26 protein-coding genes and 1 pseudogene are annotated in these 26,561 nt (G+C 69.6%); 11 read left to right on the top strand and 16 right to left on the bottom strand.

Annotated features, from left to right (window positions below):
- Both R6V09_RS08325 and R6V09_RS08330 read left to right on the top strand, forming a co-directional pair.
- Positions 1-141: pseudogene (locus R6V09_RS08325) on the top strand (sensor histidine kinase); the annotation flags it as partial.
- Positions 138-803, top strand: coding sequence for a response regulator transcription factor (locus R6V09_RS08330; protein WP_317880709.1), 666 nt, complete (start codon positions 138-140; stop codon positions 801-803). The pseudogene R6V09_RS08325 and the gene R6V09_RS08330, both read left to right, overlap by 4 nt.
- On the opposite strand, the gene R6V09_RS08335 is transcribed toward R6V09_RS08330, so the two are convergent.
- Together R6V09_RS08335 and R6V09_RS08340 are read right to left on the bottom strand one after the other, a co-directional pair.
- Positions 764-1,051 (bottom strand): DUF6332 family protein, encoded by a 288-nt coding sequence (locus R6V09_RS08335; protein WP_317880710.1) that lies wholly within the window; start codon positions 1,049-1,051, stop codon positions 764-766. The two genes, R6V09_RS08330 and R6V09_RS08335, sit on opposite strands and share 40 nt — an antisense overlap.
- Before the next feature lie 187 nt (positions 1,052-1,238).
- Positions 1,239-2,729, bottom strand: a complete 1,491-nt coding sequence (locus R6V09_RS08340; protein WP_317880711.1) for an MFS transporter — start codon at positions 2,727-2,729, stop codon at positions 1,239-1,241.
- Positions 2,730-2,816: 87 nt separating this feature from the next.
- Here R6V09_RS08340 and R6V09_RS08345 point away from each other — a divergent pair, with 87 nt between their 5' ends.
- Positions 2,817-3,194 carry a MarR family winged helix-turn-helix transcriptional regulator gene (locus R6V09_RS08345; protein ID WP_317880712.1) on the top strand — a complete coding sequence of 126 codons (378 nt, stop codon included), beginning with the start codon at positions 2,817-2,819 and terminating at the stop codon, positions 3,192-3,194.
- Positions 3,195-3,201: 7 nt separating this feature from the next.
- On the opposite strand, the gene R6V09_RS08350 is transcribed toward R6V09_RS08345, so the two are convergent.
- Together R6V09_RS08350 and R6V09_RS08355 are read right to left on the bottom strand one after the other, a co-directional pair.
- Positions 3,202-3,942, bottom strand: a complete 741-nt coding sequence (locus R6V09_RS08350; protein ID WP_317880713.1) for a maleylpyruvate isomerase family mycothiol-dependent enzyme — start codon at positions 3,940-3,942, stop codon at positions 3,202-3,204.
- Between the two features lie 63 nt (positions 3,943-4,005).
- Positions 4,006-4,974, bottom strand: coding sequence for an alpha/beta hydrolase (locus tag R6V09_RS08355; RefSeq protein ID WP_317880714.1), 969 nt, complete (start codon positions 4,972-4,974; stop codon positions 4,006-4,008).
- 184 nt (positions 4,975-5,158) lie between these two features.
- Between R6V09_RS08355 and R6V09_RS08360 the strand changes: the two genes are divergently transcribed.
- A complete protein-coding gene (locus tag R6V09_RS08360) occupies positions 5,159-5,614 on the top strand; it encodes a MarR family winged helix-turn-helix transcriptional regulator (RefSeq protein WP_317880715.1) in 456 nt (151 codons plus the stop codon).
- Positions 5,615-5,914: 300 nt separating this feature from the next.
- On the top strand, positions 5,915-7,552 hold the full coding sequence (locus R6V09_RS08365) for an MFS transporter (RefSeq protein WP_317880716.1): 1,638 nt from the start codon (positions 5,915-5,917) through the stop codon (positions 7,550-7,552).
- Positions 7,553-7,637: 85 nt separating this feature from the next.
- On the opposite strand, the gene R6V09_RS08370 is transcribed toward R6V09_RS08365, so the two are convergent.
- The 5 genes from R6V09_RS08370 to R6V09_RS08390 form a co-directional block, all read right to left on the bottom strand.
- Positions 7,638-8,291, bottom strand: coding sequence for a TetR/AcrR family transcriptional regulator (locus R6V09_RS08370; RefSeq protein ID WP_317880717.1), 654 nt, complete (start codon positions 8,289-8,291; stop codon positions 7,638-7,640).
- Between the two features lie 87 nt (positions 8,292-8,378).
- The gene (locus R6V09_RS08375; RefSeq protein WP_317880718.1) at positions 8,379-10,334 is read right to left on the bottom strand and encodes a PPC domain-containing protein; all 1,956 of its coding nucleotides are present in this window, start codon (positions 10,332-10,334) and stop codon (positions 8,379-8,381) included.
- 190 nt (positions 10,335-10,524) lie between these two features.
- Positions 10,525-11,427, bottom strand: coding sequence for an SGNH/GDSL hydrolase family protein (locus R6V09_RS08380; RefSeq protein ID WP_317880719.1), 903 nt, complete (start codon positions 11,425-11,427; stop codon positions 10,525-10,527).
- Positions 11,428-11,774: 347 nt separating this feature from the next.
- A complete protein-coding gene (locus R6V09_RS08385; protein ID WP_317880720.1) occupies positions 11,775-12,632 on the bottom strand; it encodes an isocitrate lyase/PEP mutase family protein in 858 nt (285 codons plus the stop codon).
- Positions 12,633-12,702: 70 nt separating this feature from the next.
- Entirely contained in the window at positions 12,703-13,470 is a 768-nt protein-coding gene (locus R6V09_RS08390; RefSeq protein WP_317880721.1) for a hypothetical protein, read from the bottom strand.
- 211 nt (positions 13,471-13,681) lie between these two features.
- On the opposite strand from R6V09_RS08390, the gene R6V09_RS08395 reads away from it, so the two are divergent.
- The 4 genes from R6V09_RS08395 to R6V09_RS08410 all read left to right on the top strand — a co-directional run bounded on the left by R6V09_RS08395 (position 13,682) and on the right by R6V09_RS08410 (position 16,773).
- Positions 13,682-13,879 carry a hypothetical protein gene (locus R6V09_RS08395; protein ID WP_317880722.1) on the top strand — a complete coding sequence of 66 codons (198 nt, stop codon included), beginning with the start codon at positions 13,682-13,684 and terminating at the stop codon, positions 13,877-13,879.
- A 4-nt stretch (positions 13,880-13,883) separates the two neighbouring features.
- Positions 13,884-14,582 carry a hypothetical protein gene (locus tag R6V09_RS08400; protein WP_317880723.1) on the top strand — a complete coding sequence of 233 codons (699 nt, stop codon included), beginning with the start codon at positions 13,884-13,886 and terminating at the stop codon, positions 14,580-14,582.
- Positions 14,583-14,594: 12 nt separating this feature from the next.
- Positions 14,595-15,698: a cutinase family protein gene (locus R6V09_RS08405; RefSeq protein ID WP_317880724.1), complete on the top strand. Its 1,104-nt coding sequence runs from the start codon at positions 14,595-14,597 to the stop codon at positions 15,696-15,698.
- Positions 15,699-15,771: 73 nt separating this feature from the next.
- Positions 15,772-16,773 (top strand): S66 peptidase family protein, encoded by a 1,002-nt coding sequence (locus R6V09_RS08410; RefSeq protein ID WP_317880725.1) that lies wholly within the window; start codon positions 15,772-15,774, stop codon positions 16,771-16,773.
- Between the two features lie 62 nt (positions 16,774-16,835).
- On the opposite strand, the gene R6V09_RS08415 is transcribed toward R6V09_RS08410, so the two are convergent.
- Positions 16,836-17,657 carry a class I SAM-dependent methyltransferase gene (locus tag R6V09_RS08415; protein ID WP_317880726.1) on the bottom strand — a complete coding sequence of 274 codons (822 nt, stop codon included), beginning with the start codon at positions 17,655-17,657 and terminating at the stop codon, positions 16,836-16,838.
- A gap of 139 nt (positions 17,658-17,796) precedes the next feature.
- Positions 17,797-18,951 carry a PucR family transcriptional regulator gene (locus R6V09_RS08420; RefSeq protein WP_317880727.1) on the bottom strand — a complete coding sequence of 385 codons (1,155 nt, stop codon included), beginning with the start codon at positions 18,949-18,951 and terminating at the stop codon, positions 17,797-17,799.
- Positions 18,952-19,110: 159 nt separating this feature from the next.
- Here R6V09_RS08420 and R6V09_RS08425 point away from each other — a divergent pair, with 159 nt between their 5' ends.
- On the top strand, positions 19,111-20,670 hold the full coding sequence (locus R6V09_RS08425) for an MFS transporter (RefSeq protein ID WP_317880728.1): 1,560 nt from the start codon (positions 19,111-19,113) through the stop codon (positions 20,668-20,670).
- A 101-nt stretch (positions 20,671-20,771) separates the two neighbouring features.
- The gene (locus R6V09_RS08430) at positions 20,772-21,503 is read left to right on the top strand and encodes a GntR family transcriptional regulator (RefSeq protein ID WP_317880729.1); all 732 of its coding nucleotides are present in this window, start codon (positions 20,772-20,774) and stop codon (positions 21,501-21,503) included.
- Here R6V09_RS08430 and R6V09_RS08435 read toward each other — a convergent pair.
- Genes R6V09_RS08435 through R6V09_RS08455 form a run of 5 tightly spaced genes read right to left on the bottom strand, consistent with a single transcriptional unit; the run spans position 21,493 to position 26,528 of the window.
- Positions 21,493-21,816, bottom strand: coding sequence for an L-rhamnose mutarotase (locus tag R6V09_RS08435; protein WP_317880730.1), 324 nt, complete (start codon positions 21,814-21,816; stop codon positions 21,493-21,495). The two genes, R6V09_RS08430 and R6V09_RS08435, sit on opposite strands and share 11 nt — an antisense overlap.
- A complete protein-coding gene (locus tag R6V09_RS08440) occupies positions 21,813-23,336 on the bottom strand; it encodes a sugar ABC transporter ATP-binding protein (protein WP_317880731.1) in 1,524 nt (507 codons plus the stop codon). Before R6V09_RS08440 ends, R6V09_RS08435 begins: the two co-directional genes overlap by 4 nt.
- The gene (locus tag R6V09_RS08445) at positions 23,333-24,373 is read right to left on the bottom strand and encodes an ABC transporter permease (RefSeq protein ID WP_317880732.1); all 1,041 of its coding nucleotides are present in this window, start codon (positions 24,371-24,373) and stop codon (positions 23,333-23,335) included. The genes R6V09_RS08440 and R6V09_RS08445 overlap by 4 nt, the downstream gene beginning before the upstream one ends.
- Entirely contained in the window at positions 24,370-25,443 is a 1,074-nt protein-coding gene (locus R6V09_RS08450; protein WP_317880733.1) for an ABC transporter permease, read from the bottom strand. The genes R6V09_RS08445 and R6V09_RS08450 overlap by 4 nt, the downstream gene beginning before the upstream one ends.
- Positions 25,440-26,528 (bottom strand): mandelate racemase/muconate lactonizing enzyme family protein, encoded by a 1,089-nt coding sequence (locus R6V09_RS08455; RefSeq protein ID WP_317880734.1) that lies wholly within the window; start codon positions 26,526-26,528, stop codon positions 25,440-25,442. The genes R6V09_RS08450 and R6V09_RS08455 overlap by 4 nt, the downstream gene beginning before the upstream one ends.
- Between the last annotated feature and the right edge of the window lie 33 nt (positions 26,529-26,561).

Here is a 26,561-nt window from a genome sequence, read left to right on the forward strand (position 1 = left end):
AGCGGCAACGGGCTGGCCGGAATGCGGGAGCGGGCCGCCGCGCTCGGTGGCACCATCGAGGCGGGCCCGCGCCCGGACGGCGGCTTCCGGGTGCTCGCCGTACTGCCGTTGAAGTTCACGCCGAGGGAGGACGACCGGTGATCCGGGTACTGCTCGCCGACGACCAGTCGTTGGTCCGCGCCGGCTTCAAGGCGCTGCTGGACGCGCAGCCGGACATCGAGGTGGCCGGTGAGGCCTCCGACGGCGAGGAGGCGGTACGCAAGGTGGGCGAACTGCGCCCCGACGTCGTCCTGATGGACATCCGCATGCCGCTGCTCGACGGCCTGGCGGCGACCCGCCGCATCACCGGGGACGGCGACCTGGAAGAGGTGAAGGTCGTCATGCTGACCACCTTCGAACTCGACGAGTACGTCTTCGAGGCGATCCGCTCCGGCGCCTCCGGCTTCCTGGTCAAGGACACCGAACCGGACGAACTCCTGCGCGCCGTAAGGGCGGTGGTCGACGGCGACGCACTGCTGTCCCCCGGAGTGACCCGCCGTCTGATCGCCGAGTTCGCGGCCCGCTCCAAGGAACCCGCGACGGCCGACGCCCTCACGCAACTCACCGAGCGGGAACGGGAGGTGATGGCCCTGGTCGGTATCGGCCTCTCCAACGAGGAGATCGCCCGCCGCCTGGTCGTCAGCCCGCTCACCGCGAAGACTCATGTCAGCCGCACGATGGTGAAGCTGGGCGCCCGGGACCGGGCGCAACTGGTCGTGCTGGCCTACGAGTCGGGGTTGGTCCGTCCCGGCTGGCTGGGCTGACCCGCCCCCTGCCGATACCGGTACAGCACGGTCGCCACGCGCGCGAAGAACACGACGGGCAGCAGCACGAGCCCCGCTCGCGTCAGCACCGTCTCGACAGTGCCCGGCAGGTCGAAGAGCCACACCGGACCGGCGACCGCCCCGAAGACGACCACCGCCGCGAACACCGCGCTGACCAGCGCGTACCCGATCTCGACGGTCATCGCGTCCCGCTCGGCCTGTGTGCGCCGTCCCCCGTACCTCGTCATCCCGGAAGTCTCACACGGGCGCGCCCGACGGAGCAATCGGCTCCGCCGGGCGCACAGGTGGGGCGCGCTTCTCTGGGTGAGGCGTTGCAATCCGGCACAGTCAGTCGCGCCCCAAAGGGGCGCGGGGAACTGCGCGACCAGCCACAACGAACCCGCAGACGACACACTGGCCGTCCAGCCCGAGTTCCTAGTCGCGCAGTGCCACTCGCTCCGCCTCCGCCTCCGTCACAGTGGACTTGGCCACGACGATGGACTCTTGGCTATGCCGGCTGCGCAGCCCCGGCAGCGTGATCAGCAACCCGGCGAGCGCGATGAACGTCACCACCACCAACCCCGGCCGGTAACTGTCCAGCACCGCCTGCGGAGTCGCGTGCGCCGGGGTGTGGGCGGTCACCACGGCCGTGACGACGGCCAGGAAGATCGCGCCGCCCACCTGCACCGAGGTGTTCAACAGCCCCGAGACCATGCCCTGTTCGTGGTCCTCGACCCCGTTGGTGGCCTGGATGTTCAGCGAGGGGAAGACCAGCGCGCAGGCCGCGCCGATCAGCAGCATCGACGGCAGGATCACCGCCGCGTACCCCGGATCGAGGCTGACCCGCAGGAACAGCGCGTACCCGACGACCATCAGCGCGAAGCCCGTCGCGATCAGCCGCTGAGTGCCGAACCGGTCGACGATCGAGCCCACCTTCGTCGAGGACACCGCCACCACTGCCCCGGCCGGCAGGAAGGCGAGCGCAGTGTGCAGCGCGGACCAGCCGAGCAGCGACTGCATGTACAGCGTGACGAGGAACTGGAATCCGACGTACGACCCGAAGAAGGCCATCGCGCCGAGCTGGGCGCGGATCTGGTTGCCGGAGCGCAGCACCCCGAGCCGGATCAGCGGCCCGGCGGAGCGCCGCTCGACGTACACGAAGACGGTCAGCAGGACGGCAACCGCCAGGAAGGACAGGAGGGTTCGGGCCGACGCCCACCCGGCCTGCGGGGCCTGTACGACGGTGAAGACCAGCAGCAGCATGGACGCGGTGCCGAGGACGGCACCGGGGATGTCGTAGCCGTTGTGGTCCTTCTCGCGTTCACTGCGCGGCAGCAGCTTCAGGCCGGCGAGCAGGGCGAACAGCGCGATGGGCGCGGGAAGCAGCATGGTGAGCCGCCAACTGGCCTCCGTGAGCAGGCCGGAGAGCACCAGGCCCATCGAGAAGCCGGTGGCCGCGCAGGTGGTGTAGATCGAGAGGGCGCGGTTGCGCAGCGGGCCCTCGGCGAAGGTCGTCGTGATGATCGACAGACCGGCCGGTGCGGTGAAGGCCGCGCTGAGGCCCTTGACGAAGCGGCTGGCGATCAGCAGCGGACCCGAGTCGACGAGCCCGCCGAGCAGCGAGGCCACCGCGAAGACTCCCAGGGCGACCAGGAAGACCTGGCGTCGGCCGAGCAGGTCGGCGGTCCGGCCGCCGAGGAGGAGCAGCCCGCCGTATCCCAGGATGTAGCCGCTGACGATCCATTGGAGCGTCGAGGTGGAGAGGTCGAGTTCGGAGCCGATGGAGGGCAGGGCGACGCCGACCATCGACACGTCCAGCGCGTCCAGGAACATCGCGGCGCAGAGCACCAGCAGGGTGCCCCACAGCCGTGGGGTCCAGCGAACCGCCGAGGACGGGGCCGCGGGAGAGGTGAGCGGAGAGGTCATGCCGCAGAGACTACATGCGTATGCATCGAATGCAAACGCATTTAATTACGGTGCAATAAACCCGCTTCTCTGCTACGGTGCGCTGTCATGGCGGCGAAGAAGGCCGAGCAGGCGCTCGTGGACCAGTGGCGGGAGATGCTGGCGCTGCACGCCCGCACACAGTGCGAACTCGACCGCACGCTGCATCAACACGGCCTGTGCGGCAGCGACTTCGAGGTGCTGGATGTGCTGGCCGGTGACGCGTGCGCATACCGCGTCCAGGAGATCTCCGAGCGCGTCCACCTCAGTCAGAGCGCCCTGTCCCGGCTGGTCGCCCGGCTGGAGAAGGACGGTCTCGTCGAGCGCGGCATGTGTGCGGAGGACCGCCGGGGGGTGCGTGTGACCCTCACGGACAAGGGGCGCACCCTGCACGGTGAGGTACTCCCGCTGCAGCGCGCGGTGTTGACGAGGATGCTGTCCGACTGACGCCTCGTCAGCTCCAGGTGACGGCGGACTTCTCCCGCCACAGCCCTGCGACCGACACGTCACCGGTCACGCTCGGGAACGGTCCCCGGTTCCACAGCGCCCGATACAACTGCCCCGCAGGACCGGCCAGTTCGCAGTCGGCGCCCCGGGTGCCGTCCCGCTCGGCGGCGGGCGGTTCCTGGGACAGCCGTACGGTCCACACGGCGCCGTCCGCGTCCGTCGCCCGCACCCGCAGCACCCGGGGCTTCCGGCTGCGGACCCGGCTCTTGCTGCGGCCGTGGAAGCCGCGCAGCAACTCGTCGATACCGTCGGCCGCGAAGTCCGGGTCGATCCCGCCGGCCATCCCGCCGCGCGCCGCCTCGGCGTCCATCCGGTGCACGGTCGTCTCGTGCGCCTGCCGCCGCGCCCAGAACGCGAGCGGCGACGGCGCCGGCAGGAAGTGCCAGCACTCCACGTCGGGCGGGGCGGCGGAGAGGGTGTCCACGAGGGAGCGGTGCCCCGCCCGGAACCAGGCCACCAGCTCGGCGCCGTCCAGGTCCGGAAGGCCACCGTCGGGGTGGTACTCGGTGTACCCCTCGGCGACGAACCCGGTCGCCCAGCGATGCACCATCCCCGTGTGCCGCAGCAGATCCCGCACCTGCCACCCCGGACAGGGCGGCACCTCGGCGTCGACGCCCGCCTCCTCGGCGGCCGAGGCCAGCAGGCCGCCCTCCCGGTCCAGGGTCCGTACGAACGCGTCGGTGTCCATGCGGCCGAGTGTGCCGTATCGCAGGGGTGGCGCGCGCGTCACCGAGGGAGGGCGGCTCGTACGTCAGCCGGAGGCGAGCGCCTTGCGCAGCACGGTCACGGCCATGGTGATGGCGGCCTCGGCGGCGTGCGTCCCGCGCAGGGCGTTGAGCATCACGAAGTCGTGGATGATGCCCTGGAAACGGACCGCGGTGACGGGGACTCCGGCCTCGCGGAGCTTGTTGGCGTAGGCCTCGCCCTCGTCGCGCAGGACATCGGCCTCGCCGGTGATGACGAGGGCCGGGGGCAGCCCGGTCAGCTGCTCGGTGGTGGCGCGCAGCGGGGACGCGGTGATCCGGGCGCGCTCGGCCTCGTCGGTCGTGTACTGGTCCCAGAACCACTGCATGCCGTCGCGGCGCAGGAAGTAGCCGGTGGCGAACTGGTGGTAGGAAGCGGTGTCGAAGCTCGCGTCGGTCACCGGGTAGAACAACACCTGCTGGACCAGGGGGACATCGCCCCGCTCCTTGGCCATCAGCGTCAGCGCGGCGGTCATGTTGCCGCCGACCGAGTCGCCGACCGCGGCGATGCGGGTGGCGTCCAGTTCCTTGGACGCCCCCTGCTCCACGACCCACTTGGCCACCGTGTAGTTCTGCTCGATGGCGACCGGGTAGCGGGCCTCGGGGGAGAGGTCGTACTCCGGCAAGACCACCGCGGCATGCGCGCCGACCGCGAGTTCGCGCACCAGCCGGTCGTGGGTGTGGGCGTTGCCGAAGACCCAGCCCGCGCCGTGGATGTAGATGATCACGGGGAGCGTGCCGGTGGCCCCGGCCGGGCGCACGATACGGGTCCTGACCTGCCCGGTCGGGCCGCCGGGGACGGTGATCCACTCCTCGTCGACGGCCGGCTCGGCGATGTCGCCGGACTGGACCTCGTCGACCGCCTTGCGGCCCTCCGCCGGGGCGAGATCGAAGAGGTAGGGCGGGTTCGCGGTCGCCTCGGCGAAGGCCTGGGCGGCGGGTTCGAGGACGGGGCGGGGTGCGGTGCTGTCGGTCATGACGATCTCCTCGGATCGGGTGCCGCGGGCTGACTCCGGCGGGGGCTTGCCGGTGGTGCGGCACGGAGGTGAGAGTAGCGCGCTATTAAGTCGTGCACAACTTAAGCGTGCTCGATATGATCGATCGGACCCGAACGATAAGGTGGTGATTGCCCTGAACAGCACCGGAGCGAGGAGTCGCACCATGAGCCCAGCCGCCGCGGAACCGGCCGAGGGATCGCTGCTCCTCGACGACCAGCTCTGCTTCGCGCTGTACGCGGCCTCCCGCGCGGTGACCGCCCGCTACCGGCCGCTGCTGGACGAACTGGGCCTGACCTACCCGCAGTACCTCGTCATGCTCGTCCTCTGGGAGCAGGACTCGATCTCCGTACGGGAACTGGGCGCCGCGCTCCAACTGGAATCCAGCACGCTGTCCCCGCTGCTGAAGCGGCTGGAGGCGAACGGACTGCTGCGCCGCGAACGCCGGCGCGACGACGAGCGCTCGGTCGCCATCCGGCTCACCGACACCGGAGCGCGGATGCGGGAGCGGGCCGCCGCCGTGCCCCTCGCGATCGGCGACGCCATGGGCCTGACCCCCGACCAGGACGCCCTCGCCAAGCAGCTCCTCCGGCTGATCACGACCAACGTCGCCACCGGCTGACCGGCCTCCCACCTGCGCGTTCACGCCCCGCGGAGGGGTGTGTCGTCGCCGCTGTTCAGCTTAGTTTGCAGCCCCAACGGCATCTCCAGGACCGGGTCCCAGGTATACGGTCCGAAGCGATTTCCCGAAAAGAAATGGCTTACGTCAATGGAGATTCAAGCCGAACAACCACGTCAGCCTCCGGGCCACGGGACACGACTGACGGAGTCGGCACCGTCACCCCCGCCGTAGCCACGCAGGAACGCCACGCGCAGTTCACACCCGGTCAACCCACCCCGTACGACGACGTTTAGAGGTGCCATGCCGACCCTGGTCTCCGAAGTCTCGCCTCCGTCCCCCCAGCCGGACGCCCCGTCCCGCCACGTCACCGCCACCATCCTGCTGGCCTGCCTGGGAGTCTTCGTCTCCTACCTGCCGGTCGTCGGTGTGTCGGTGGCGCTTCCGGTGATCCAGCAGGCGCTGGACGCCTCCACCACCGGGCTTCAGTGGATCACCGACGCGTTCATCCTCCCGACCGCCGCCCTGCTCCTGACCTGCGGTGTCATCGGTGACCTCTTCGGCCGCAAGAAGATGTACCTGATCGGCCTGGCGCTGTCCTGCGTCGGCTGTGTCGTCGCCCTCACCGCGCACAGCGTCGTCCAGGTCTGCGTCGGCCAGGCGCTCACCGGCGTCGGTACCGCCGCGCTGCTCCCCGCCACCCTCGGCCTGATCAGCCACGTCTGCCCCGACCACCGCAAGCGGGCCGGCGCGATAGCCCTGTGGACGGCCGCCCTCGGCCTCGGCCTGACCCTCGGCCCCCTCTTCAACGGCGTGATCGTCGAGCACACCAGCTGGCGCTGGATCTTCCTGCCCACCCTGGTCATCGGCGCCCTCACGGTCCTGGTCGGCGCCTTCGTCCTGGTCGACTCCCGCTCCGACCGCGAACGCCACCTCGACATCCCCGGCCAACTCCTCGCGATCGTCGCCGTCACCGGCATCGTCTACGGCGTCATCGAGGGCGGCGGCGCTCCGGGCTGGGGCTCGGCGGAGGTCGTGACCGCGTTCGTCGTGGCCGCCCTCGCGCTGCCGGCCTTCGTCGTCGTCGAACTGCGTTCCCGCTGCCCGATGCTGGACATGCGCCTGTTCAAGTCCACGGCGTTCTCCGGGGCCGCGTTTGTCATGGCGCTCACCCTGTTCGCCCAGGTCGGCCTGGTCTTCTCGCTCAGCGAGTACTTCGGCCTCGTCCACCACGCCTCGACCTGGGACATCGGGGTGCGCCTGATCGCGCTCAACGGCTTCACCGTCGTGCTCGGCCCGGTCGTCGGCCGGCTGATGCACCGCTTCTCACCCGGCCTCGTGCTGGTGACCGGCCTGCTCGTCGGCGGCATCGGGGCGCTCCTGGTGAACCTCTTCGACGCCTCCACCGGCACCGGCGAAGCGGCCCTGGTCATTGCGGTGTTCGGCATCGGCATCGCGCTCGCGATGGCCCCGATCACCACGATCGCCATGAACAGCCTGCCGCGTCGCCTCGGCAGCACCGCCGGTGCCGCCAACAGCGCGCTCCGCCAGATCGGCAGCGCCCTGGGCCCGGCCATCTTCGGCGTCATCCTCACCAACCGCACCCTGGACACCCTGCCCGGCCACGTCGCTGCGTCCGGCCTGGGCCCGGCCGACCAGGGCCAGGTCATCGGCACGGTGAACGGCGTCGGCATCCAGGCGGGCGCCTTCCTGCACCTCAACTCCGGCGAGGCGACCGGCCAGGCGCTGGCCGCCTACGGGGCGAGCTTCACCGACGCGCTGCACACCTGCGCCCTCGTCGGCGGAGTCGGCATGCTGGTGGCAGCGGCCGTAGCCCTCGTCACGATCGGCATCCGCGCCCGCGCCCCGCACGCCGAGACGGACGCCCCGGCAGCGACGCAACCGGCCGCCGGGGCCACGGCCATTGGCGAGACCGGCTGACCAACGACCGCTGTTCCAGGGGTGGTTGACCTTCGGCTACGACGCCGACGGCCAACCACCCCTGCTGTACGGCCCGTTGGGCTGGTCAGGCCGAGGCATGGTCGTTCTCCAGCGCAGGGGCGAGGAGATGACAGAGGGAGTCGGCCAACAGGCGCAGCGGGTCGGCGGTTTCCAAGGGCCATTCGACGGCGATCCAGGCCGAGAAGAACGACTCGGTCTGCAGCACGGCCATCAGCGCTCGTTGACGGGCCTCCGCGGGATCCACGCCCCGCCACCGCCCGAAGTCCCCGACCAGCATGCCGACATACCGCTCGTGCGCCTCGACGTACTGCGTCCGGCCGTCGCCCAGGCTGCGCAGTGCCGCCGGGGCCGCCGCGTTGGCGACGCGACGGATGGGCGCCATCTCCCGCCAGCGGTCCGCGGCCTCCTCCAGCCACGCCCGGATGTCCGCCGGCGTCCACCGGGGCAGCGCGGCCAGGTCGGCGTAGGCCTCGCCCATCAGGCCGTACAGGCGCTCCACCAGCGCGTCGACGATCTCGGCCTTGCCGGGGAAGTGGGCGTAGACCGTCACCCGGGTCACCCCCGCGGCCTGGGCGATGTCCTCCATCCGCGCATCGAGGAACGGCTTCTCGGTGAACACGGTGACGGCCGCTTCGAGCAGTCGGCGATGGGTGAGGATCTTCTGCTCTTCGCGCAGGTTCCTGCGGGGCGTCGGCTCCATCCGCCCAGTCTCTTGCATGACGCGACTATACGGCGGGTGGGGCGCGGTCCGTTGACCGATACTGCCCTGACCTGGTGTTTTTCCGGGTCAGGGCAGTACCGTCGGTCAGCCGAGTCCGCGGCTGTAGGCCCAGGCCGTCGTGTCGAGGGTGTTCTCGAAGCCGGTGAAGGGTTCCTGCGGGGTGTAGGAGTCGGTGGTGAAGTCGACGTCCACGTCGTCCGCCGTACCGCCGATCCCGTCCGCTCCGACGCCCAGCATCTGGGCGATGTTGCCGCCCTGGTCCATCAGGTTCGCGGTGTCGTCGTACTGGTCGGTGTGCCAGTTGCCCGAGTAGTGCCCCATCTCGTGCGTGATGATGTTCCCGAGTCCCCGGCCGATGAAGCCGATCCTGTCGCTCCGCGCTCCCAGATACGTGTTGAGCGAGTTGGGGTTGGGTGCAGGGGCGCTGAGCAGGTCCAGCAGGACGAGCGCGGTGTCCTCGTGGCCGTAGTTGCCCGGGTCGATCGAGGAGGATATGCCGATGGTCGGGATGCCGGACTCGGCGATGGTGCCGCCGACGACGACCCGGCTGACATCGGGCCGGCCGAACGGGTCAGGATCGTCACGGCTGTTGAGGACCCTGACGGCGAAGTGCGGGTTGGAGCCCTTCTTCGCCAGGTCGGTGGCGATGTTCTCCTTCACCGAGGCGACCACGGCGTCGATGACCTTGTTCTCGTCGGCGGCGGTGAGCCCCCAGCCCGGCAGGAACGCCGACAGCGGGGACAGGTCGCGCTGCGCGCCGCCGCTTCCGAAGATCGAGGTGTTGACCCGGGCACCGTCGAAGTCGAGGAAGAGCGTCTGGACCGTGCCCTTCTTCTCCACCTCGGTTCCGGGCCGGTAGGCCTCGAACTCGACGTGGTATGCACCGACGCCATTGCTCACGGCGAGGAAGTAACGGCCGGTGCGCGGCGCCACCAGGTCGACCGTGGCGTTCCCGCCGCCGGGCAGCGGTGACGCCGGGGCGTAACTCCCGCTCGCGTCCAGGGTCGAGCCCATGAGTTCGGTGCCTGCGGCGTCGTAGAGGGACAGATGATGTCCGCTGCCGGTGACCGTGGCCCCGACGACGTCACCGGCCTTCAGATCGACGCCGTAGACGTCCTGATCACCGCCCTGCTGGGTGGAGATCTTGAGGCTGTACGCGCCTTCGGAGCCCACGCCGGCCCCGCTGGCGGAGTCGTTCGGATCGGTGGGCGAGCCGATGTTCGGCCCGGAGCCGGACACCATCAGGTAGTAGTCCCCGGTGCTGGGCAGCGGCAGGCTCACGGAAACGTTTCCACTCGACGGGTCGTCGGCCCAGAACAGCGTGCCCCCGTTCGTGTCGTAGAGCCGTGCGATCGCGTTGAAGTCGCCCTGGGCGCCCACGTCGATGGTGAGGGGCACACCGGCCGGCACTCCGGAGACCTTGTAGAAGTCGAAGTCGCCGTGACCGTCACCGGCGCTGCCGTGCGGTCCGTCGCCGATGACGCCGCTGGTTCTGACGGCCTGCCGCGCGCCGGAGACACCGGTGTCGAAGGCCAGCGGGATGGAACCGTTGTCCTCCGAACCGGCGGGCAGCGTAGGGATGTTGGGGTCGTCGGCGAGGTCGCCGGTGATGCCGACCGCGGAGTTCTGGTGGACGCCGGTGCCGAAACCGGCGATGCGTTCGGCGGTCGGCACGGTGTCGTTGGCACCGAGCGTGCCCGCTGCCTCCTTCTCGGCGTACGGCGTCGCGGCGGCGAGCCGACTCGCGTTACGCCGCGCGGCCCGGATCTTGCCGCGGGCTCCTCGATCCACGTCGGCCTGAAGGAAGTTGACCTTGCCCCGGGCCTCGGCGGGCAGCAGGGCCAGCGACGGATCGAAGGCCGGTCCGCCCGCGCTGTCCTGTGCGGCCCGGAGCCCGTCGGTGATCTGTTGTGCGATGCGGTCGGGCTGCCGTTGTCCGCGGGCCTGATCGGCGTGCGCCGGTGGGACGGCGACGGACAGGGCTGCGGTGAGCAGCGTGACGGCGAGTGTGCCTGCTAAGCGATGTGCGCCTGCGCGCATACGATCTCCCCTCCGCAGGACCGCGATCGGCGGTCCTGTTCGAGCGTTCTGGTCAGGAGCGCTCTGGGCCGGGCCTGATCGGATGGAGTGCCATCGCGGCACCTGTAACCAGGCCGTCCGGCAGAGTTGGTCTAGTCCAACAGTAGGGCGTGGGCATGTCAAGGCCCTGGAGTCCCGCCCCGCACCACGCCTACGGCCGGCGGAACGGCTTGTAGATCTGCCACAGGGCGGACGCCGCCATGACCGACTGGCCAAGGGAGTTGGGGTGCGCGGCCATGGTGTTCGCGGCGGGGCTCAGGGATTCGATCCACCGTTCGTCGCGGGGCCGGCACATGTCGTGGCCGATCGTCGGCGTATAGGTGTCCGCGAAGGACGTACCGGCCCCGGCGGCCACCGCCTGACGCGCCAGTGCCCGGTTGGCCTTCTTCGTCGTGTCCCGCAGATAGGCGAAGTCGCCCTTGGCGAAGGGGACTTCGGGGCAGGCGACGCCGTCGTCGGGGAAGAGGGCGGGATATCCGACGACGACCACCTTCGCGTGCGTGCTGCGCCGCCTGATGTCGGCGAGCACGTCGTGGACACGTCCCTCCATCGCGGTGACGCGCTCCTCCAGTACGTCCTTGCCGTCCGCCGTGAAGTAGCGCTCGCAGGGGCTGCCGTCCCGGTCGGAGGAGGCGAGGCGCGCGCAGGTGGCGAGCACACCGGAGAAGCCGACGTCATTGCCGCCGAGCGTCAGGGTGACGAGTCTCGTGTCGGGGGTGAGGGCGTCGATCTGGGGAGGCTTGCTGCCCCGGGCGTTCCAGAAGTCGCGCGTGGTGGCACCGCTGCAGGTGACGTCCCTGAAGGTGTGGCGCGACCCGGCGACGGTGAAGAACCTGGCGATCAGACTGGGGTAACTGCCGTTCGTACGGTCGCACTCCGCGTCCTTCACCCCGGCCAGCCCGGCGCCCGAGGCGTAGGAGTCGCCGAGCGCCACGTAGGGAGATCCGGTGCCGGTACCGACCGCCGAGGTCTCGGCAGACGTGGACGCGGACACGGTCGAGATCGGGGTCGCCGTCGGCGTGCTCAGCGTGAACGCGGCGGCCGAGGTGACCACAACTGCCGTGGCGGTACGGAGATTTCGCGACCGTCGGCCGGTGGAACGGGGCAATCCGAAAAGGGGCACAACGCCTCCGCGCTCTCGTGGAAAGGGACCGACGCGGCGTGCTGTGCTGTCGGCGCCGCCGCGTACCGGAGAGCGGGCGGCCGACTCCGTCGAGGGGCCGCGCGCTTTCTCGATGTGATCGAGGCTATGGCGGGGGCGGGGCGCCGTCCTCGTGCCGCGGGACGATCACCGCGTCCAACCGGAGATAGAGACCGTCCCTGCGCCGCCCTGCCGGAACTGCCCCTGGACCAGGGCGTCTTGGCCGGGCGGAGGGACAACTGCCGCTCGGCTGCGCCGAGTCAGCCGAGGTGAGTGCTCTGGGTGGTTCCCTGGAGGTTTCGGGTGAGCAGTTCGACGGACTGGGGTACGCCGACTCCGTCGTCCCCCGTTTCCGGGAGCCGTCCGTCCGTCGCTCTGAGGTCGGTCAGCGTCTTGTCGATCGCCTCGTGCGCGGTGAAGAGACAGGGGGTGCTGTAGATCGCGACGTCCACACCGAGCTCCGCCAACTCACCGAGTGACAACCGGGGGGAGCGGCCACCGGCGATCTGGTTGAACAGCAGCGGCTTGTCGCCGATGGTGTCGCGGATCCGGCGGATCGCGTCGACGTCGCGCACTCCGTCCACCAGCACCACATCGGCGTCGGTGGCGGCGAGCGCCTTGGCGCGCGTGAGGATCTCGGCCTCGTCGGTCGCGTCGGTCCGCGCGACCACGGTCAGATCGGTGGTCCTGCAGGCCAGCACACGTTCGAGCTTGTCGAGGTACTCGTCGAGCGGCAGGATCTGCTTGCCCGCCACATGGCCGCACCGGCGCGGGCGCTTCTGGTCCTCCAGGATCACCCCCGAGGCCCCGGCCCGCTCCAGCCGTCGTACGACATGACAGGCCACCTCCGGGTCGCCGTAGCCGTCGTCGATGTCCACCAGCAGGTGATGGCGCGGAAAGGCCCAGCGGAGCCGTTCCGTGAACGCCACGATGTCCGGCCACGCGATGAAACCGATGTCCGGCAGGCCGTAGAAGGACGCCGCGAATCCGAACCCGGAGACGAAGAGACCGTCGTAGTGCTGGGCGGCGATCGACGCCGAGTACATGTCGTACACGCCGATCAGAGGCGTCGTGCCGGAAGCGGTGATCGCGCTGCGCAGTGCGCTGCCGTGAGGCATGGAGCGGGTCCTCTTGTCTCGTGCGAGGGTTTTGACGTGCGCATACGTAACGATCGATATGTTTTTGGGGTTACGCGGGTTCGGCGGTCGCCGTCGTCGGCTCGGTGGCGTCGGGGTGGCCGTAGCGTCTGCACCAGCTGAGGATGTAGTGCTCGTGCCGGCCGCACCAGCGGAAGACGGCCTGGCAGTTCATGGGCAGGTGGGAAGGGTGTTCGCCGCGGGCCACGATGAGCGGGCCGAGGTAACCGACGAGTTTGTTCGCCGTGTTGAGCGGCACGTGGGCAGCCTCGTGCAGGGAGCGGTAGTCGGTGGCTCGTCCGGCAGCGATGGCGCCGGCCATCCGGGCGCAGGTGGCGCCGCGGCGGCCCGAACCGAAGTAGTCGTGCAGGGTGGGCTTTGTCCCGTCGACGCCGGTGGGAAACCGCAGTGGCGGCAGTCTGCGGCCGGTCGAGGCGAGGCGGACTGCCTCCACCAGGTCCGCGGGCCCGCGGGACTTGTGGACGACGCCCACGACGTCGGGACGGACGCTTGCTTCGTCGAGAAAGTCGCGTTCCGTGTCGTTGCCCTCGGCCGCCATGATCGCGGGTGCGCTGCGCCGCAGTTCGCGCAGCGTGTCGAGAACATCCAGGCCGTCGAAGTTTCGTTCGAGTCGGCGATCGTTCCAGAGCAGATCCGCGAGCACGACGTCGAACCGTAGTCGGCCTTCCACCGCCCGGCGCACCGCGTCCGGGCAGGCGGCGAGCACGACCTCGGCACCCTCGATGCCGTCGTTGAGGATCGGCTCGACAATCCGGCCCAGCGCGGCGGCCACCAGAATGCGCGGCTGCTGTCGGTTCACGGCCTCAGAGTGTGCCGGGTGCGCCGGACGCGCAAGATCTTGCCGACAGGTGCCGACTACCGCACGATCTCGTCGAACGCCTGGCGCAGCAGTGGATTCCGTTCCTGACCTCGACAGGATGCCGCGAGAGGCTGGAACAGCCGAGGGCGGTGGTCGTCCGGAATCTCCGGGCTCGCTGCCCCGGCTCCAGGAAGGGAAGGCGAGTCCAGTGGTGGAATCCCTGGAAGACCGCCAGTCGCGACTGGTCAAGCCACGCTCGAAGGCCTGGATCTGCTACGCCGTGCTGGCTGTCCTCACCCTTGTGGCCCTGCCCGGAGCGGGTGCCGTCGCGTTTCTCTTCACGGCTCTGTTCGGTGGCTACGCCTGCTACCTGTACCGGGGCGGCAGCATCGTCATCTGGTTCTGGTGACGTCATGGGACACCCGGTTCTGGCAGTCATCGCCTACACCGAGACGGTCGACCAGGCCGTCTACCCGCAGCCGTTGCGCGGCACCGACCCCTGTGCGTTCGCCCTCTGGGAGGAGGAACGACTGGTTCACTCCACCAGGGCCACCGCGGTCGAGGTGCTCCGCCTGGCGCAGGGCCGGTGGGAGCAGAACGCCACGCTCAAGGGCGTGGACATCCACGTCGCCGTCACGACCGCCCGGACGGTCCTGGCCTGCCGCAACTTCGACAAGGGCGGCGGATGGATCGGCACGCCCGGTGCCATGCTGCTGTTCAACGCAGGCAGCATGCTCGCCGCGGCAGCCCGCCGGCACGGCAAGATCCTCACCGGGCAGTTGCGCCATGAGTGGCTGCGCGAGGTCAGCTACCACGGCTGGCAGCAGCCCGGCTGGTCCCAGCCGGGCCTGACGCTCGCGTGGACGGACGGCGACGGCCCGGCTGCCCTCCGCCTTACCCTGCACGGTTCCGCGACCGACCCGCGCCACGCAGCCGACGCGATCGTCGCCGCGGCCAGCGCCGACCGTCAGCGTCGAGGAGTCCACATGCCGGCCTGGCCGGGCCTCACCGGCTTCCGCGTCACCGCCTCGGGTCCCCAACAGGGCGGCACCGCCGTGATCCCCTGCCCGACCCCCGCCACGCCCCCGAGCTCAGCCTCCACCGTTCAGTGAGGGGCGAAGGCCATGCGTGCCAGATCCCATTGCGCCGCGCTGTTCCTGCTCCTCGCGGCATTGGCGGGCGGCAACCTGCCCAGCGCAGCCGCGGGTCGGCCGGATCCCAACTGCACCGGGAAACACGTCTTCATCGGCGTCCGCGGGTCCGGTGAGCATTCAGGGTTCGGAGACACCATCGGGGCAGTGAAAGACCGGCTTCAACGGACCGCCTCGGGATTCACTGGCTTCGAAGCAGTCGACTACGTCGCTGTGGACGTGATAAACCCCGGAAACTGGATAATGTACGACGCCAGCTATAAACAGGGGGTGGAGCAGCTGACCAACGCGCTGTACTTGAAGAATTATCAATGCGTGAACAATACCTATGTCATTGCAGGTTATTCGCAGGGTGCCGATGTGGTCGCTGGGACCCTCAACAGCCTCTGGGAAAGCAATTCGAGTGTGGATCGGGATATCTTCGCCCACATTCATGCTGTGGCGCTCTTGGGTGACCCCCGCTACAACTCCAAGGACGTCTCTGTGGCAGCCGTGTCCCACAAGTACGGAGTACCGATTCTGGCCGTGCTGCCGTCCGATCACGGTGGTGTCAGGCCGGTCCTTCCCAAGGCGTTGGCTGCCAAGGTGCGCTCCTGGTGCATGCCTAAAGACCCGGTCTGTGATCTCGACCCGGCCACGGCAGCCGCATGCGCGACGGTCTCTCCCTCGTGTGCGGCGCGCCTCGCGGCCCAGACTGCCCGTCATCTTGCCTACAGGATCACCGGCTATACCACCAGGGCTGCCGACTGGCTGGCGCACACCGACTCCCCATACGTGGGTGACTGGCACGGAATGCTGCTGCAGGACAAAAAACTGGTCTACCCAGTCGATGTCCATTACATCGGCGGACAGTTGGGAGAGAAGGTGGCCACGGTCGACTACGCTGCCCTTGGCTGCAGCGGCCAGTGGTTCCTTACTCAGGTTTCGGCCCACGCAATTGTCGTACACGAAGAGATCACCAAGAATTCCCACTGCATCCCAGAGGTGGACATCACTTTGACGCCAGTGGGGCAGGGCGTCCTGGATTACAAAGTCTCCACGCCGGTGAGTGCGACGGGGCAGTTGCACCGGCGCTGAAATCGATCTCCGCCGCCCATGCCCACGTCCAAAATGGGTGGCGTGGTGTTGCGGGTCCCGGGACACTGCCCTGGTGATCCGTACCGCGCTGCCTCAACTGCTTCGGCCCCGTGCCCTGGTGCCCGGGGATCTCGTCGTCATCGCCTCGCTGTCCGGGCCGCTGCACGCCGTGTACGAGCCTGATCTTGAGCGGGCGGTGGGCGTGCTGGAGCGGATGGGATTTCGGGTGCGTCGGGCGCCGCTTCTCCAGGCGGGGCGGCACCGTTGGTGGAGCGCGGCTCGGCCTGCGGAGATCGCGGAGGAGTTCAATGGGCTCCTGCGTGATCCTGAGGTGCGTGCGATAGTCGCGCACGACGGCGGTCAGACGGCGCTCGGTTACCTGGACCTGATCGACTTCGAGGCGGTCGCCGCCGACCCCAAGCCGATCCTCGGCTACAGCGACATCTCGCTGCTGCATCTCGTGCTCTACGCACGCACCGGTCTGGTCGGCTTTCACACCGACTTGGCCACCCCTGGACTCGGCGGCCACTGGCAGAGCGCCCCCGCAACGCGCCAAGCGGTGTTGGAGCAGCTCTACTTGAGGCTGCTGACCGGCGACGAGGCGATCGGGGCGCTGCCGGCCACACCGTCGTGGGAGTGCTGGCGTGCCGGTCGCACCGAAGGCCGGCTGATCGGCGGGGTGATCAATCGCATCGTGCTGGCACAGGCGACGCCTTACGCGCTGCCGCTCGAACGGTTCGACGGCGCGGTGCTGTTCTGGGAGGAGACGGGCGGCCAGGCATCGTATGTGTGGAGCTATCTGCAGGTGCTGCGGTACTGCGGCATCCTCGACCGGATCTCCGGCATGGTCGTGGGCGTCCCGCACGAGATCGACGGGCTCGGGACGCCCGACGACGCGTCCCCGACCCTCCGCGAGATAGTTCTCGACGTCCTCGGCGACCGTGACATCCCGGTCCTGGGCAACGTCGAGTTCGGACACGCCGGCCCGAATCTGCCGATGCCGGTCGGCATCCGTGCCGAACTGGACGCGGGGCAGCGGACGTTGTCGCTGCTCGAACCGGCGGTACGGTCATAGGGATCGATGGTGCGGGCAGCACGGGGGACATGGATCGGCCAGGACTTCCGAGTGTGCCGTCGTCAGTGCAACTCGGCCCACGCGGCCACGAGTTCCGGGACGTAGACCGTGGCCTGAACCTCCGTACAGGCGCGTGACATGCGGGCGCGCAAGGTGTCGAGGTCCGCTTCCCGGGCGGTGGTGATTCCGCCGCGCTCCATGACCGGCAGCAGACTGCGCGCCGACTCGGCGATCAGGGTCACTGCGGCGGAGTCGGGCCCGCCGGTGGGTACGGCGACCGCCACACGGGGCTCGGGCAGCCCTGAAAGCCGTAGCACATGGGCCAGTTGCTCACCCATGTCAGGGTTGCGGCCCCCCTCCCTGAGCGCGGCGGAGATCCACCCCACGGTCTCCGTCACCAGGGGTACTGCGGGGACGGCGCGTGTCCTTGAGATGTTGAAGTCCTGGAAGGTGATGACGCCACCGCGACGCACCAGCCGTGTCAGTCCCTTCACGACCGCTGTCGGATCGTCGAGGTGAATCAGGATCAGCCGCCCCACCACGGCGTCGAAGAGCCCGGTCGTACGGAGGTCGGAGAGATCGTCCTGTTCGAAGGTGACGTTCTCGAAGGAGGACGCCGCCGCGTTGTCGCGTGCGCGCTCCAGGACCCCCGGTTCCATGTCGACGCCGAGGACCCGGCCGCTCGGGCCGACTATCCGTGCGGCGCAGAGCGACACCTCACCCGTACCGCAGCCGACGTCGAGGACGTGCATTCCCTCCTTCAACCCCGCCGTCCTCAGCAGGTATTCGGTGTGGCGGTCGTAGAGCGAGGCCTGTATTCCGAGCCTGTCCGCCTCCTCCGAGGTATTTCCCATGACATAGGAACCCGGGTCCGTCTCCGCCATTGCTGATCCATTCCATTGTTCATGAGGTGCCCTGAGCGCGGCACGTCATCAACTACGGAGTGTAGGAATCGCGCGGTGGCCGGTCTTCGGCGTGATCATGGAGTGATCGGGCGGTTCTCTGTGGATTCCACAGTCGAGGTCAGCTCGTGATGCCGACGAAGGAGCGCAGCAGGCCGTCGAAGGTGCGCGGGTCGGTGCCGGTGAGCTTGTGCCACTGGCCGAGCCGGTAGGCCACCGTGTTGGGGTGGATCCGCAGCGCGTCGGCGGCGTGTGCGAGCGACAGCCCGGCGTTGGCGAACGCGAGGACCGTTTCGGCCAGTTGGGGCTGCTCGCCCGCGACCCGGCGGACATCGGCGAACAGGGGAAGCAGCCGGTCCCGGCTGTCGACGAGGCTCGCCCGCAGCCAGGCGTCCTCGAACGACGTCGCACGGCCGCCCTGTTCGGCGACCACGAGGGCGCGCTCGGCATCGCTGATGCTCATCTCCGCGCCGGCCAGCCCGGGCCGTACGAGGCCGACGCCCACGAGTGCGTCGTCGCCTCCCAGCCTGATCACGCGGGTGACGAGGTCGGCCGGGTCGCTTCGCTGTGTGATGGCGACCATCAGTTCACCGCTCAGGCCGCAGGAGACCTTGCCGGCGACCTGCTGCGCCGCACGCTGCAACAGTCCGAGGCGCCCTTCCGCGGCCCACACGGCGGCCGTCGTGCACAGGGCCTGGAACTCGCCGTCCGGGTCGAAGCCCAGTTCACGGGCGATCTCGGCGGTGTGCTCGCGGGGTGCCCCACCGGTGCGGAGGAGTTCCAGGAGGCGTTGGCGCAGTCCGGCCTCGCGCCCGTACCGTGCCCCGGCCTCGTCCGCGTAGACGTCCGCGACGACACCGCTCATCGCCTGGACCCACAGCCACAGCGGCGCGACCAGCTCGATCGCGGTGTCCTTGGCCGCCGTACCGCGCGCCACGGCCCGCAGCTCGTCCCACAGCCGGCGGGAGACGAGATGGAAGGTCGCGAGCACGTCCTGAACGGGCAGGCCGTAGTACGCCCTTCTGCGGGACGCGGACTGCACCTCCAGCAGGTCTTCGGCCGTCGGTTCCACATCGAGGGCGAGGCCACGCAGCACGTAGCCGAGGCGGACCCGCACCGTGCGGCGCTGCTCGGCGAGCGGCAGCGCCGCGTACGAGGGGATCTCGCGTCTGATGTCGTCGGTGAGTTCGATGCTGAACTCGTCGAGCCGGGACTCCAGCGATTCGCACAGCACGCGAAGCGGATGCCCGGCCGGTCGTGCCGTGGAGGATGTCACGCCCGACACTGTCGAATCGACAACGAGCCCATGTCAAGCGTGCTCACGTGGAGTGACGGGGGCTTTGGCGGTCCTGTTTCCCGCCGCTGTACGCCATGTATGGTGAAGCGATTTCGCTATACGCGGTGTATAGCGAGCTGGTCGCTGGGGGTTCGTCGGATGAGTACGGCAGTGAACGAGTCGAGTCCCGCGGACACGTCCCCCGCGGCCCGCCGGAAGGTGCTGAAGGCGCTCAGCGGGCTGCTCCTCGCGCTGTTTGTGTCGACCCTCAGCAGTACGGTCGTCTCCAGCGCGCTGCCGAAGATCATCGGGGCGGTGCACGGATCGCAGACCCAGTACACGTGGGTCGTCACCGCGACCCTCCTCACCACCACGGCGACGACACCGATCTGGGGCAAGCTCGCCGACCTGTTCAGCAAGAAGGCCCTCGTGCAGGCGTCCATCGCCGTGTTCGTGCTGGGCGCCGTGGCCTCGGGGATCAGTCAGACCGCGGGGCAGCTCATCGCCTCACGGGCTCTGCAAGGCGTCGGCGTGGGTGGTGTTCAGGCCCTCGTCCAGATATCCCTGGCGGCGATGATCCCGCCCCGCGAGCGCGGTCGCTACAGCGGCTACCTGAGCAGTGTCACGGCGACCTCGACCATCGGCGGACCGCTGCTCGGCGGGGTCGTCGTCGACACCTCGTGGCTGGGGTGGCGGTGGTGCTTCTTCATCGGCGTGCCGATCGCCGCCGTATCCCTGTTCCTGCTCCAGCGGACGCTGAACCTTCCCGTCATCCGCCGTGAGAACGTCAGGATCGACTACCTGGGGGCGACCCTGATCGCCGCCGGAGTCAGTGTGCTGCTGGTGTGGGTGTCCTTCGTCGACAACTCCTTCGGCTGGGCCTCCTGGCAGACCGGGGCAATGGTGGGCGGCGGGCTGGTGCTGATCGCCCTCGCCGTGTGGGTGGAGTCGCGGGCCGCCGAACCCGTCGTACCGCTCGGCATCGTGCGACAGCGGACGACCGCCCTGGCGATCGTCGGCAGCCTCGCCGTCGGTACGGCGATGTTCGGTGCCGCCGTCTTCCTCAGTCAGTACTTCCAGCTCAGCCGTGGGCACAGTCCGACCGAAGCGGGTCTGCTGACCATTCCGATGATGGCCGGCATCCTCGTCGCCTCCACGGTCGCGGGCCGGCTGATCAGCAGGACCGGGAAGATCAAGCCGTTCATCATCACCGGCGCCGTTCTGCTCACGGTCGGCTTCGCCGGTCTCGGCACCCTCGACTCCAGGACGCCCGTCCTCCTGCTGAGCGTGGAGATGCTCTGCGTCGGGATGGGCGTCGGGATGACGCTGCAGAACCTGGTGCTCGTCGTGCAGAACACCGTGCCGCTGAAGGACATCGGCGCGGCCAGCTCCACGGTGTCCTTCTTCCGTTCGCTCGGCGGCACGATCGGTGTCTCCGTGCTCGGCGCCGTACTGGCCCGGCACGTCCAGGACCAGATCGCGCACGGTCTCGCCGACGCGGGACTGCGGAGTACCGGCACCGGAACGGACGCTGCCGCGGTGCGGGAGATCGTCCGTGTCGCCTACGGAGACGCCACGGCACAGATCTTCCTGCTCTCCGCCGGCGCGGCCCTGCTCGCGGTGATCGCCGCGATCCTGCTGAAGCCGGTCAGCCTGCATAGCAGCCTCGACCTGGCCGAGAAGAGCGAGGGAGCGGCGGTTCCGGCGGAGGCGGGCTGACAGCCGCCCGGCACCGGAACCGAGGTGTGCCGCCGACGGCGGCCCGCTTCGCCCACCTGGCTAAACTGGGCCGATACGCCGAGCCTTGAGGGGGAGTGGGGATGCCGCCGCACAGTCCTTCCGCGGCCGGGGTTCCGGACGAAGGCGACGAGGTGAGTGTGCCGCCCGTCCGGCTGGCACTCTCGGACAGCGTGTACGAGAGCATCAAGGCGATGGTCATGGACCACGAGATCGCCCCCGGCGCACGTGTCGGCATCGAGGCGCTGGCCCGCACGCTCAAGGTCTCGCCGACCCCCGTCCGGGAGGCGCTGGCCCGGCTGGAGTCCGAGGGCCTGGTCGTGAAGCGCGCGCTCTCCGGATACCGGGCCACGCAGTTGCTGACCCGCCAGGGTCTTGAGGAACTCTTCGAGATGCGGCTGCTGTTGGAACCCAGGGCAGCCGCGCTGGCCGCGGTGAACGCCACCGAGGTGGAACTCGACGGCCTTGAGCGGATCGTCGAGGAACTGCAGACCCACCCGAACCCCGAGGGTCCGTACGCGTCCTACCGCGACTTCGCCGCTCTCGACCAGCGTTTCCACGAGGCGATCGGACAGGCCACGCACCGGCCGCTGCTCGCGGACGCGGTGGAACGACTCCACGCCCATCTCCATATCTTCCGGCTCAGCAAGGTGGTCGGTGCCGAGGGCCCGACTGCCGCGGAGCACGAACGGATCGTCCGCGCGATCCTGCGCCGCAACCCCGAGCGGGCGGCCGAGGCGATGACGGAGCACGTCACCCGGAGTCTGGAGCGGCAGATCGAGTACCACGGCGACGACGAGCCGGCTACTCCATGAGGAACACCTGCTCCGCCGTGGCCCACCACGCGCCGGGGGCCGCCTCCGGAACCGGCACCTGACAGGGCGCGGTGAGGCGCCACCACTCCTGGGTCGCCTCGTCCGCGGCCATGAGTGCCAGGTCCGCCGCCAGATCGTCGCCGTGGTACTCGAAGTAGGCGAACAGCCGATCGCCGAGCAGATGGATCGAGTAGTTGGCGATGTGGCAGCGCCGGAGCCGGTTCAGGACCGGCTCCGGCACCCTGCGGTGCAACTCCCGGTACTCGTCGAGCTTTTCCGGAAGTACGGCGACGACCTGGGCCACGCGCTTCATGAGCGCACCGCGTCGCGGTCGTGGATCAGCCGGATCACCCGGCCGCTCACACGGTCGTAGTCCCGGTCGTTGTCGACCTCGCCGCGCACGCGGTGGTCCGTCATGACGACGATGCGGTCGGCGAGGGTGACCATCTCCGCGAGGTCGCTGCTGATGAGGAGGATGGGCAGGCCGTCGGCGGCCAGGTCCCAGATCAGTTCGTGGAATGCCCGCTTGGTACGGACGTCGACGCCCACCGTCGGTTCGTCGATGACGAGCAACTTGGTGTCCGCGGCAAGCCACTTGGCGAGGCTGACCTTCTGCTGGTTCCCGCCCGAGAGCTCACCGGCGTTCTGCTGGAGCCCCGAGACCCGGATGCCGAGCCGGTCGACGAGATCCTGGGCGGTGTCGCGCTCCTCACGGGCGGACACGAACCCGAGGGCCCTGGCGAGCCGCTTCCACACCGTCACCGTGATGTTGCGGACGACGGGCTGCTCCAGAAAGACGCCCTCCTCCTTGCGGTTCTCGGTGACGTATCCGATGCCGAACTCGTGCAGGGCCTGGCGGGGTGAGCTGATGCGGACAGGCGTGCCGTGCACGCGGACCTCGCCGCCGGTGATGCGGTCCAGGCCGAGCACCGCCTTCACCAACTCGCTGCGCCCGGCGCCGACCAGGCCGTACAGGCCGACGATCTCCCCGGGCAGGACCTCCAGACCGATGTCACGGTGGCCGCCGGCCGTGGACACCGAGTCCAGTACGAGAGCCGGGACGGCGGAGCGGTCGACCGTGCGCGGGCGCAGCTCCGTCGCCGTGTGGGCGCGGCCCACCATGAGGCCGACGATGTCGTCGTGGGTGTGATCGGGGAGGGGCGAGGACTCCAGTACCGACTTCCCGTCGCGCAGCACGGTGACCGTGTCGCAGACCGCGAAGACCTCCTCCAGCTTGTGGCTGACGAAGACCACGCAGGCACCCCGCCCGGCCAGTCGCCGGATCACCTCGAAGAGGCGCTCCGTCTCCTGCGGGGAGAGGGAAGCGGTGGGTTCGTCCAGCAGCAGCACCCGGCTATCGGTGTGGAGGGCCTTGGCTATCTCCACCAACTGCTGCTGGGCGACGGAGAGTTCACGTACCGGTTGCCGGGGGTCGAGGTCGACTCCCAGCTCCGCGAGGCAGGCCGCGGCCGGTGCGGTCATGGCCTCGCGGTCGACCAGCCCACGGTGCGAGGGAGGGTTCTGCAGGGTGATGTTCTCCGCCACCGAGAAGCCCGGGATCAGATTGCGTTCCTGGTGGACGACACCGATACCGGTACGGGTCGCCTCCAACGGCGAGCGGAGCTGCACCTGTTCGCCGCACCAGGTGAGGGTGCCGCCGTCGGGGGAGTGCACCCCGGTCAGGACCTTGATGAGGGTGGACTTGCCGGCGCCGTTCTCACCGAGGAGCGCGTGCACACTGCCGGCGGTCAGCCGCAGCCCCACACCGTCCAGCGCCCGCACACCGGGGAAGACCTTGACCAGGTCGTGGCATTCGAGAAGGACGGTGTTCAACGGGCACCTCCCGGCTCCGGCAGGGCAGTTGGTGACTGCGGGCTCTTCTCCAGGCGCGTCTGGTGCAGCCGGCCACCGGCGACCGTACCGAGCACGACCAGGCCGATGAGGAGGTTCACCCAGCTCGGGTCCAGCGAGAACTGCGCCCGCGCCGCGTCGATGAGCCGTGTCACGAAGGCCGCCAGCACGGTTCCGAACACCGCGACGGAACCCCCGGTGAGCGCCACGCCACCGATGATCGGCGCGGCGAAGCTCGGCAGCAGCCAGTCGCCGCCGACGCTGCGGTTGACGCCCGGCAGCGAGGCCGTCGCCGTGACCGCGGCCACGCCGACCAGCAGCCCGGACAGGGTGTGCGCGACCACGATCTGCCGGTCGGTGGAGATACCGGACAGCCGGGCCGCGAGGGGGTTGCCGCCCGCGGCGGGGAGCCGGCGGCCCGCGACCGTGCGGTACATGAACGCGGCCAGCGCCGCCGCCGCGACCAGCGCGGTGACGAAGACGAGCGGGATGTTAAGCGGCGCCGACGTGCCGAGGTCGCGCAGGGTGCGCGAGTAGCCGTCGACGGTACGGGTGCCGGTGAGCCGGTACTGCGCGCCCAGGAGGATCGTCATCGTGGCGAGGGTGACGATGAACCCGTTGATCTGCGTGGCGACGATGACGACACCGGTCGCCAGGCCGATGGCCGTCGCGGTCAACAGGCCCACGAGCACGGCGACTTCGGCGGGTACACCGTGGTCGGCCATGAGGACGCCCGTCAGACAGGCGGTGAAACCGCCCAAGGCGCCTACGGCGAGGTTGAGTTGACCCACGCACAGCGCCACCATCTGGGCCAGGCCGATGAGGATGGGGGTGGCCAGGTATTGGAGGAAGACCCGTACCGAGGGGCCCTCGAAGAAGGCGCCCGACGAGGCGATGCCCAGTGCCACATATCCGGCCACGACCACGCCGAGCAGCATCGCCGCTGTGGAACGGGAGAACCGGCGCAGCGCCCCGGCGGCCCAACTCCCCTGACCTTGCAGGGTGTTCAGGCGGTTCATGTGGAGCGCACCACCTTGCGATAGGACAGCACGGCGCGGATCCGGTCGGCCGACAGGGCCAGCAGCAGGACACAGCCGAGGTAGATGTTCAGGCTCTCCAGGCCGACACCGAGCAGATCGAGGCCCTTGCGGATCACACCGACCAGGGAGGTGCCCAGCAGCGTGCCGAGCACCGACACCACCCCGCCGGTGAGCAGGGTGCCGCCGAGCACCGCGCCGAGGAAGGAGGGCAGCATGAAGTCGTCGCCGATGGAGGCGCGGAACGTACCCGTGCCGGCCGCCGCCATGAACCCGGCGAGCGCGGCGAGCAGTCCGGAGAGCGTGTGCGCGAGCAGGATCCGGCGCCCGGTGGGGATGCCGGACAGCTCGGCGGCGGCCGGGTTCGCGCCGGTGAGCAGCAGTTCGCGGCCGATGCGCGTACTGCCGTAGAGGAAGCCGAGGCCGAGCATGGCGAGGACGGTGAACTGGGCGATCTGCGGTACGGCGGGGGAGCCGCAGATCGGGCCCGCGCAGATGTCGGCCAGTGAGTAGGAGCGCAGGGCGTCGATGCCGGACGGGTGGGTGGTGAAGGCGGCGTCGTCGGTGAGCGCCGAGTAGAGCAGGGACACCAGGCCCAGCAGCGCGAAGTCCATCGCCAGGGTGACGACGAAGGAGCTCACTCCGGTACGGGCGATCAGCCAGCCGGTGAGCGCGCCGATGGCCGCGCCGGCGGCCAGGCACAGGAGCAGGCCCACCTGCGTGGGGACACCGAGACGGTCGTAGCCGAGGCCCGCGAACATCGCGCCGAAGGCGGCCATCCGGCCGACCGCGAGGTTCATGTGGCCCACGGACAGGGCGACCATCTGGGCCAGCGCGACCACGGTCAGGGTGGCGACGTCCCGCAGCAGCGGGAAGAGCACCAGCCGCTGGTCCATGAACGCCGGGCGCAGCGTGCCGAACAGCACGCTGAGCGCGACGACCAGGAGCAGCAGACCGAGCCGCTGGTTGACCCAGAACGGCAGGCGGTGACCCGCCGTTCGCTCCGCCCGCTCCTCCGGAACGGTGTCCGGCGGGCCGACGGAGGTCGTCATGCCACCCTCCGGTCGTCCAGCGCGTCCGGGTCCCAGTCGATACCGATTCCCGGCACGTCCGGGGCCACCGCCATGCCGTCACGGATGGTCAGCTCGGTCCGGGTCACGGCGCGCAACTGCGGTATGTACTCGACGTATTGGCCGTTGGGCACCGCGGCGGCGAGGCTGACGTGCAGCTCCATCAGGAAGTGCGGGCAGACCATGACGTTGTGGCTCTCCGCCAGGTGCGCGACCTTCAGCCACGGGGTGATCCCACCGATCCGGGCGGCGTCCACCTGTACGACGGAGGCAGCACCGGCCTCCAGATAGGAGCGGAACTGCATCAGCGAGTACATGGACTCCCCGACGGCCACCGGGATACGGGTCGCCGCAGCCAGCCGGGCGTGACCGCTGATGTCGTCCGCGGGCAGCGGCTCCTCCAGCCAGTACGGGTCGTACGGCTCCAGCGCCGCCGCGAGCCGCAGCACCGAGGACGCCGTCTGCGACTGGTTGGCGTCGGTCATGATGTGCAGCGAGGGGCCGACGGCCTCGCGCACGGCACGCAGCCGTTCCGCGTCCTCGGCGGGATGCGGCCGGCCCACCTTGATCTTGACGCCCGCCCAGCCCGACTCCTGGGCGCGCAGGGCGCCTTTGACCAGTTCCTCGGTGCTCAGATGGAGCCAGCCGCCCTCGGTGTCGTAGACCGGCACCTCCTGGCGGTGGCCGCCGGCCAGCCGCCACAGGGGCTCGCCCGTCCGCCTGCTGCGCAGATCCCACAGGGCGGTGTCCACGGCGGCGAGGGCGAGCGAGGTGATCGCTCCGGTGGTGGTCGCCCGGGTCAGCGCGAACAGCCGCTGCCACAGCGCCTCGATGTTGCGGGCGTCCTGTCCGACGAGGGCGGGCAGCAGGTGGTCGCGCAGCAGTGCCAGTACGGATGTGCCGCCGGTGCCGATGGTGTAGGAGTAGCCGGTTCCCGTGCCGCCGTCCCACGTCTGCACGTCGACCAGGATCGTCTCCTGTTTGACGAACGACTGCACGGCGTCGGTGCGGTCCTGTTCGACGGCGATGTCGACCAGCCTGGCGGTCGCGGTCGTGATGATGCTCATCCGGCGGTTCCGATTTCTGTCGTGGGGTTCGGT

This window comes from Streptomyces sp. W16 (genome assembly GCF_033194735.1).
GTDB lineage: Bacteria > Actinomycetota > Actinomycetes > Streptomycetales > Streptomycetaceae > Streptomyces.

Excerpts from the sequence above, each read along its gene's own strand:
- R6V09_RS08335 (WP_317880710.1), bottom strand. The coding sequence starts at position 1,051 with ATGACGAGGTACGGGGGACGGCGCACACAGGCCGAGCGGGACGCGATG.
- R6V09_RS08340 (WP_317880711.1), bottom strand. The coding sequence starts at position 2,729 with ATGACCTCTCCGCTCACCTCTCCCGCGGCCCCGTCCTCGGCGGTTCGC.
- R6V09_RS08345 (WP_317880712.1), top strand. The coding sequence starts at position 2,817 with ATGGCGGCGAAGAAGGCCGAGCAGGCGCTCGTGGACCAGTGGCGGGAG.
- R6V09_RS08350 (WP_317880713.1), bottom strand. The coding sequence starts at position 3,942 with ATGGACACCGACGCGTTCGTACGGACCCTGGACCGGGAGGGCGGCCTG.
- R6V09_RS08355 (WP_317880714.1), bottom strand. The coding sequence starts at position 4,974 with ATGACCGACAGCACCGCACCCCGCCCCGTCCTCGAACCCGCCGCCCAG.
- R6V09_RS08360 (WP_317880715.1), top strand. The coding sequence starts at position 5,159 with ATGAGCCCAGCCGCCGCGGAACCGGCCGAGGGATCGCTGCTCCTCGAC.
- R6V09_RS08365 (WP_317880716.1), top strand. The coding sequence starts at position 5,915 with ATGCCGACCCTGGTCTCCGAAGTCTCGCCTCCGTCCCCCCAGCCGGAC.
- R6V09_RS08370 (WP_317880717.1), bottom strand. The coding sequence starts at position 8,291 with ATGCAAGAGACTGGGCGGATGGAGCCGACGCCCCGCAGGAACCTGCGC.
- R6V09_RS08375 (WP_317880718.1), bottom strand. The coding sequence starts at position 10,334 with ATGCGCGCAGGCGCACATCGCTTAGCAGGCACACTCGCCGTCACGCTG.
- R6V09_RS08385 (WP_317880720.1), bottom strand. The coding sequence starts at position 12,632 with ATGCCTCACGGCAGCGCACTGCGCAGCGCGATCACCGCTTCCGGCACG.
- R6V09_RS08400 (WP_317880723.1), top strand. The coding sequence starts at position 13,884 with ATGGGACACCCGGTTCTGGCAGTCATCGCCTACACCGAGACGGTCGAC.
- R6V09_RS08405 (WP_317880724.1), top strand. The coding sequence starts at position 14,595 with ATGCGTGCCAGATCCCATTGCGCCGCGCTGTTCCTGCTCCTCGCGGCA.
- R6V09_RS08415 (WP_317880726.1), bottom strand. The coding sequence starts at position 17,657 with ATGGCGGAGACGGACCCGGGTTCCTATGTCATGGGAAATACCTCGGAG.
- R6V09_RS08425 (WP_317880728.1), top strand. The coding sequence starts at position 19,111 with ATGAGTACGGCAGTGAACGAGTCGAGTCCCGCGGACACGTCCCCCGCG.
- R6V09_RS08430 (WP_317880729.1), top strand. The coding sequence starts at position 20,772 with ATGCCGCCGCACAGTCCTTCCGCGGCCGGGGTTCCGGACGAAGGCGAC.
- R6V09_RS08435 (WP_317880730.1), bottom strand. The coding sequence starts at position 21,816 with ATGAAGCGCGTGGCCCAGGTCGTCGCCGTACTTCCGGAAAAGCTCGAC.
- R6V09_RS08445 (WP_317880732.1), bottom strand. The coding sequence starts at position 24,373 with ATGAACCGCCTGAACACCCTGCAAGGTCAGGGGAGTTGGGCCGCCGGG.
- R6V09_RS08450 (WP_317880733.1), bottom strand. The coding sequence starts at position 25,443 with ATGACGACCTCCGTCGGCCCGCCGGACACCGTTCCGGAGGAGCGGGCG.
- R6V09_RS08455 (WP_317880734.1), bottom strand. The coding sequence starts at position 26,528 with ATGAGCATCATCACGACCGCGACCGCCAGGCTGGTCGACATCGCCGTC.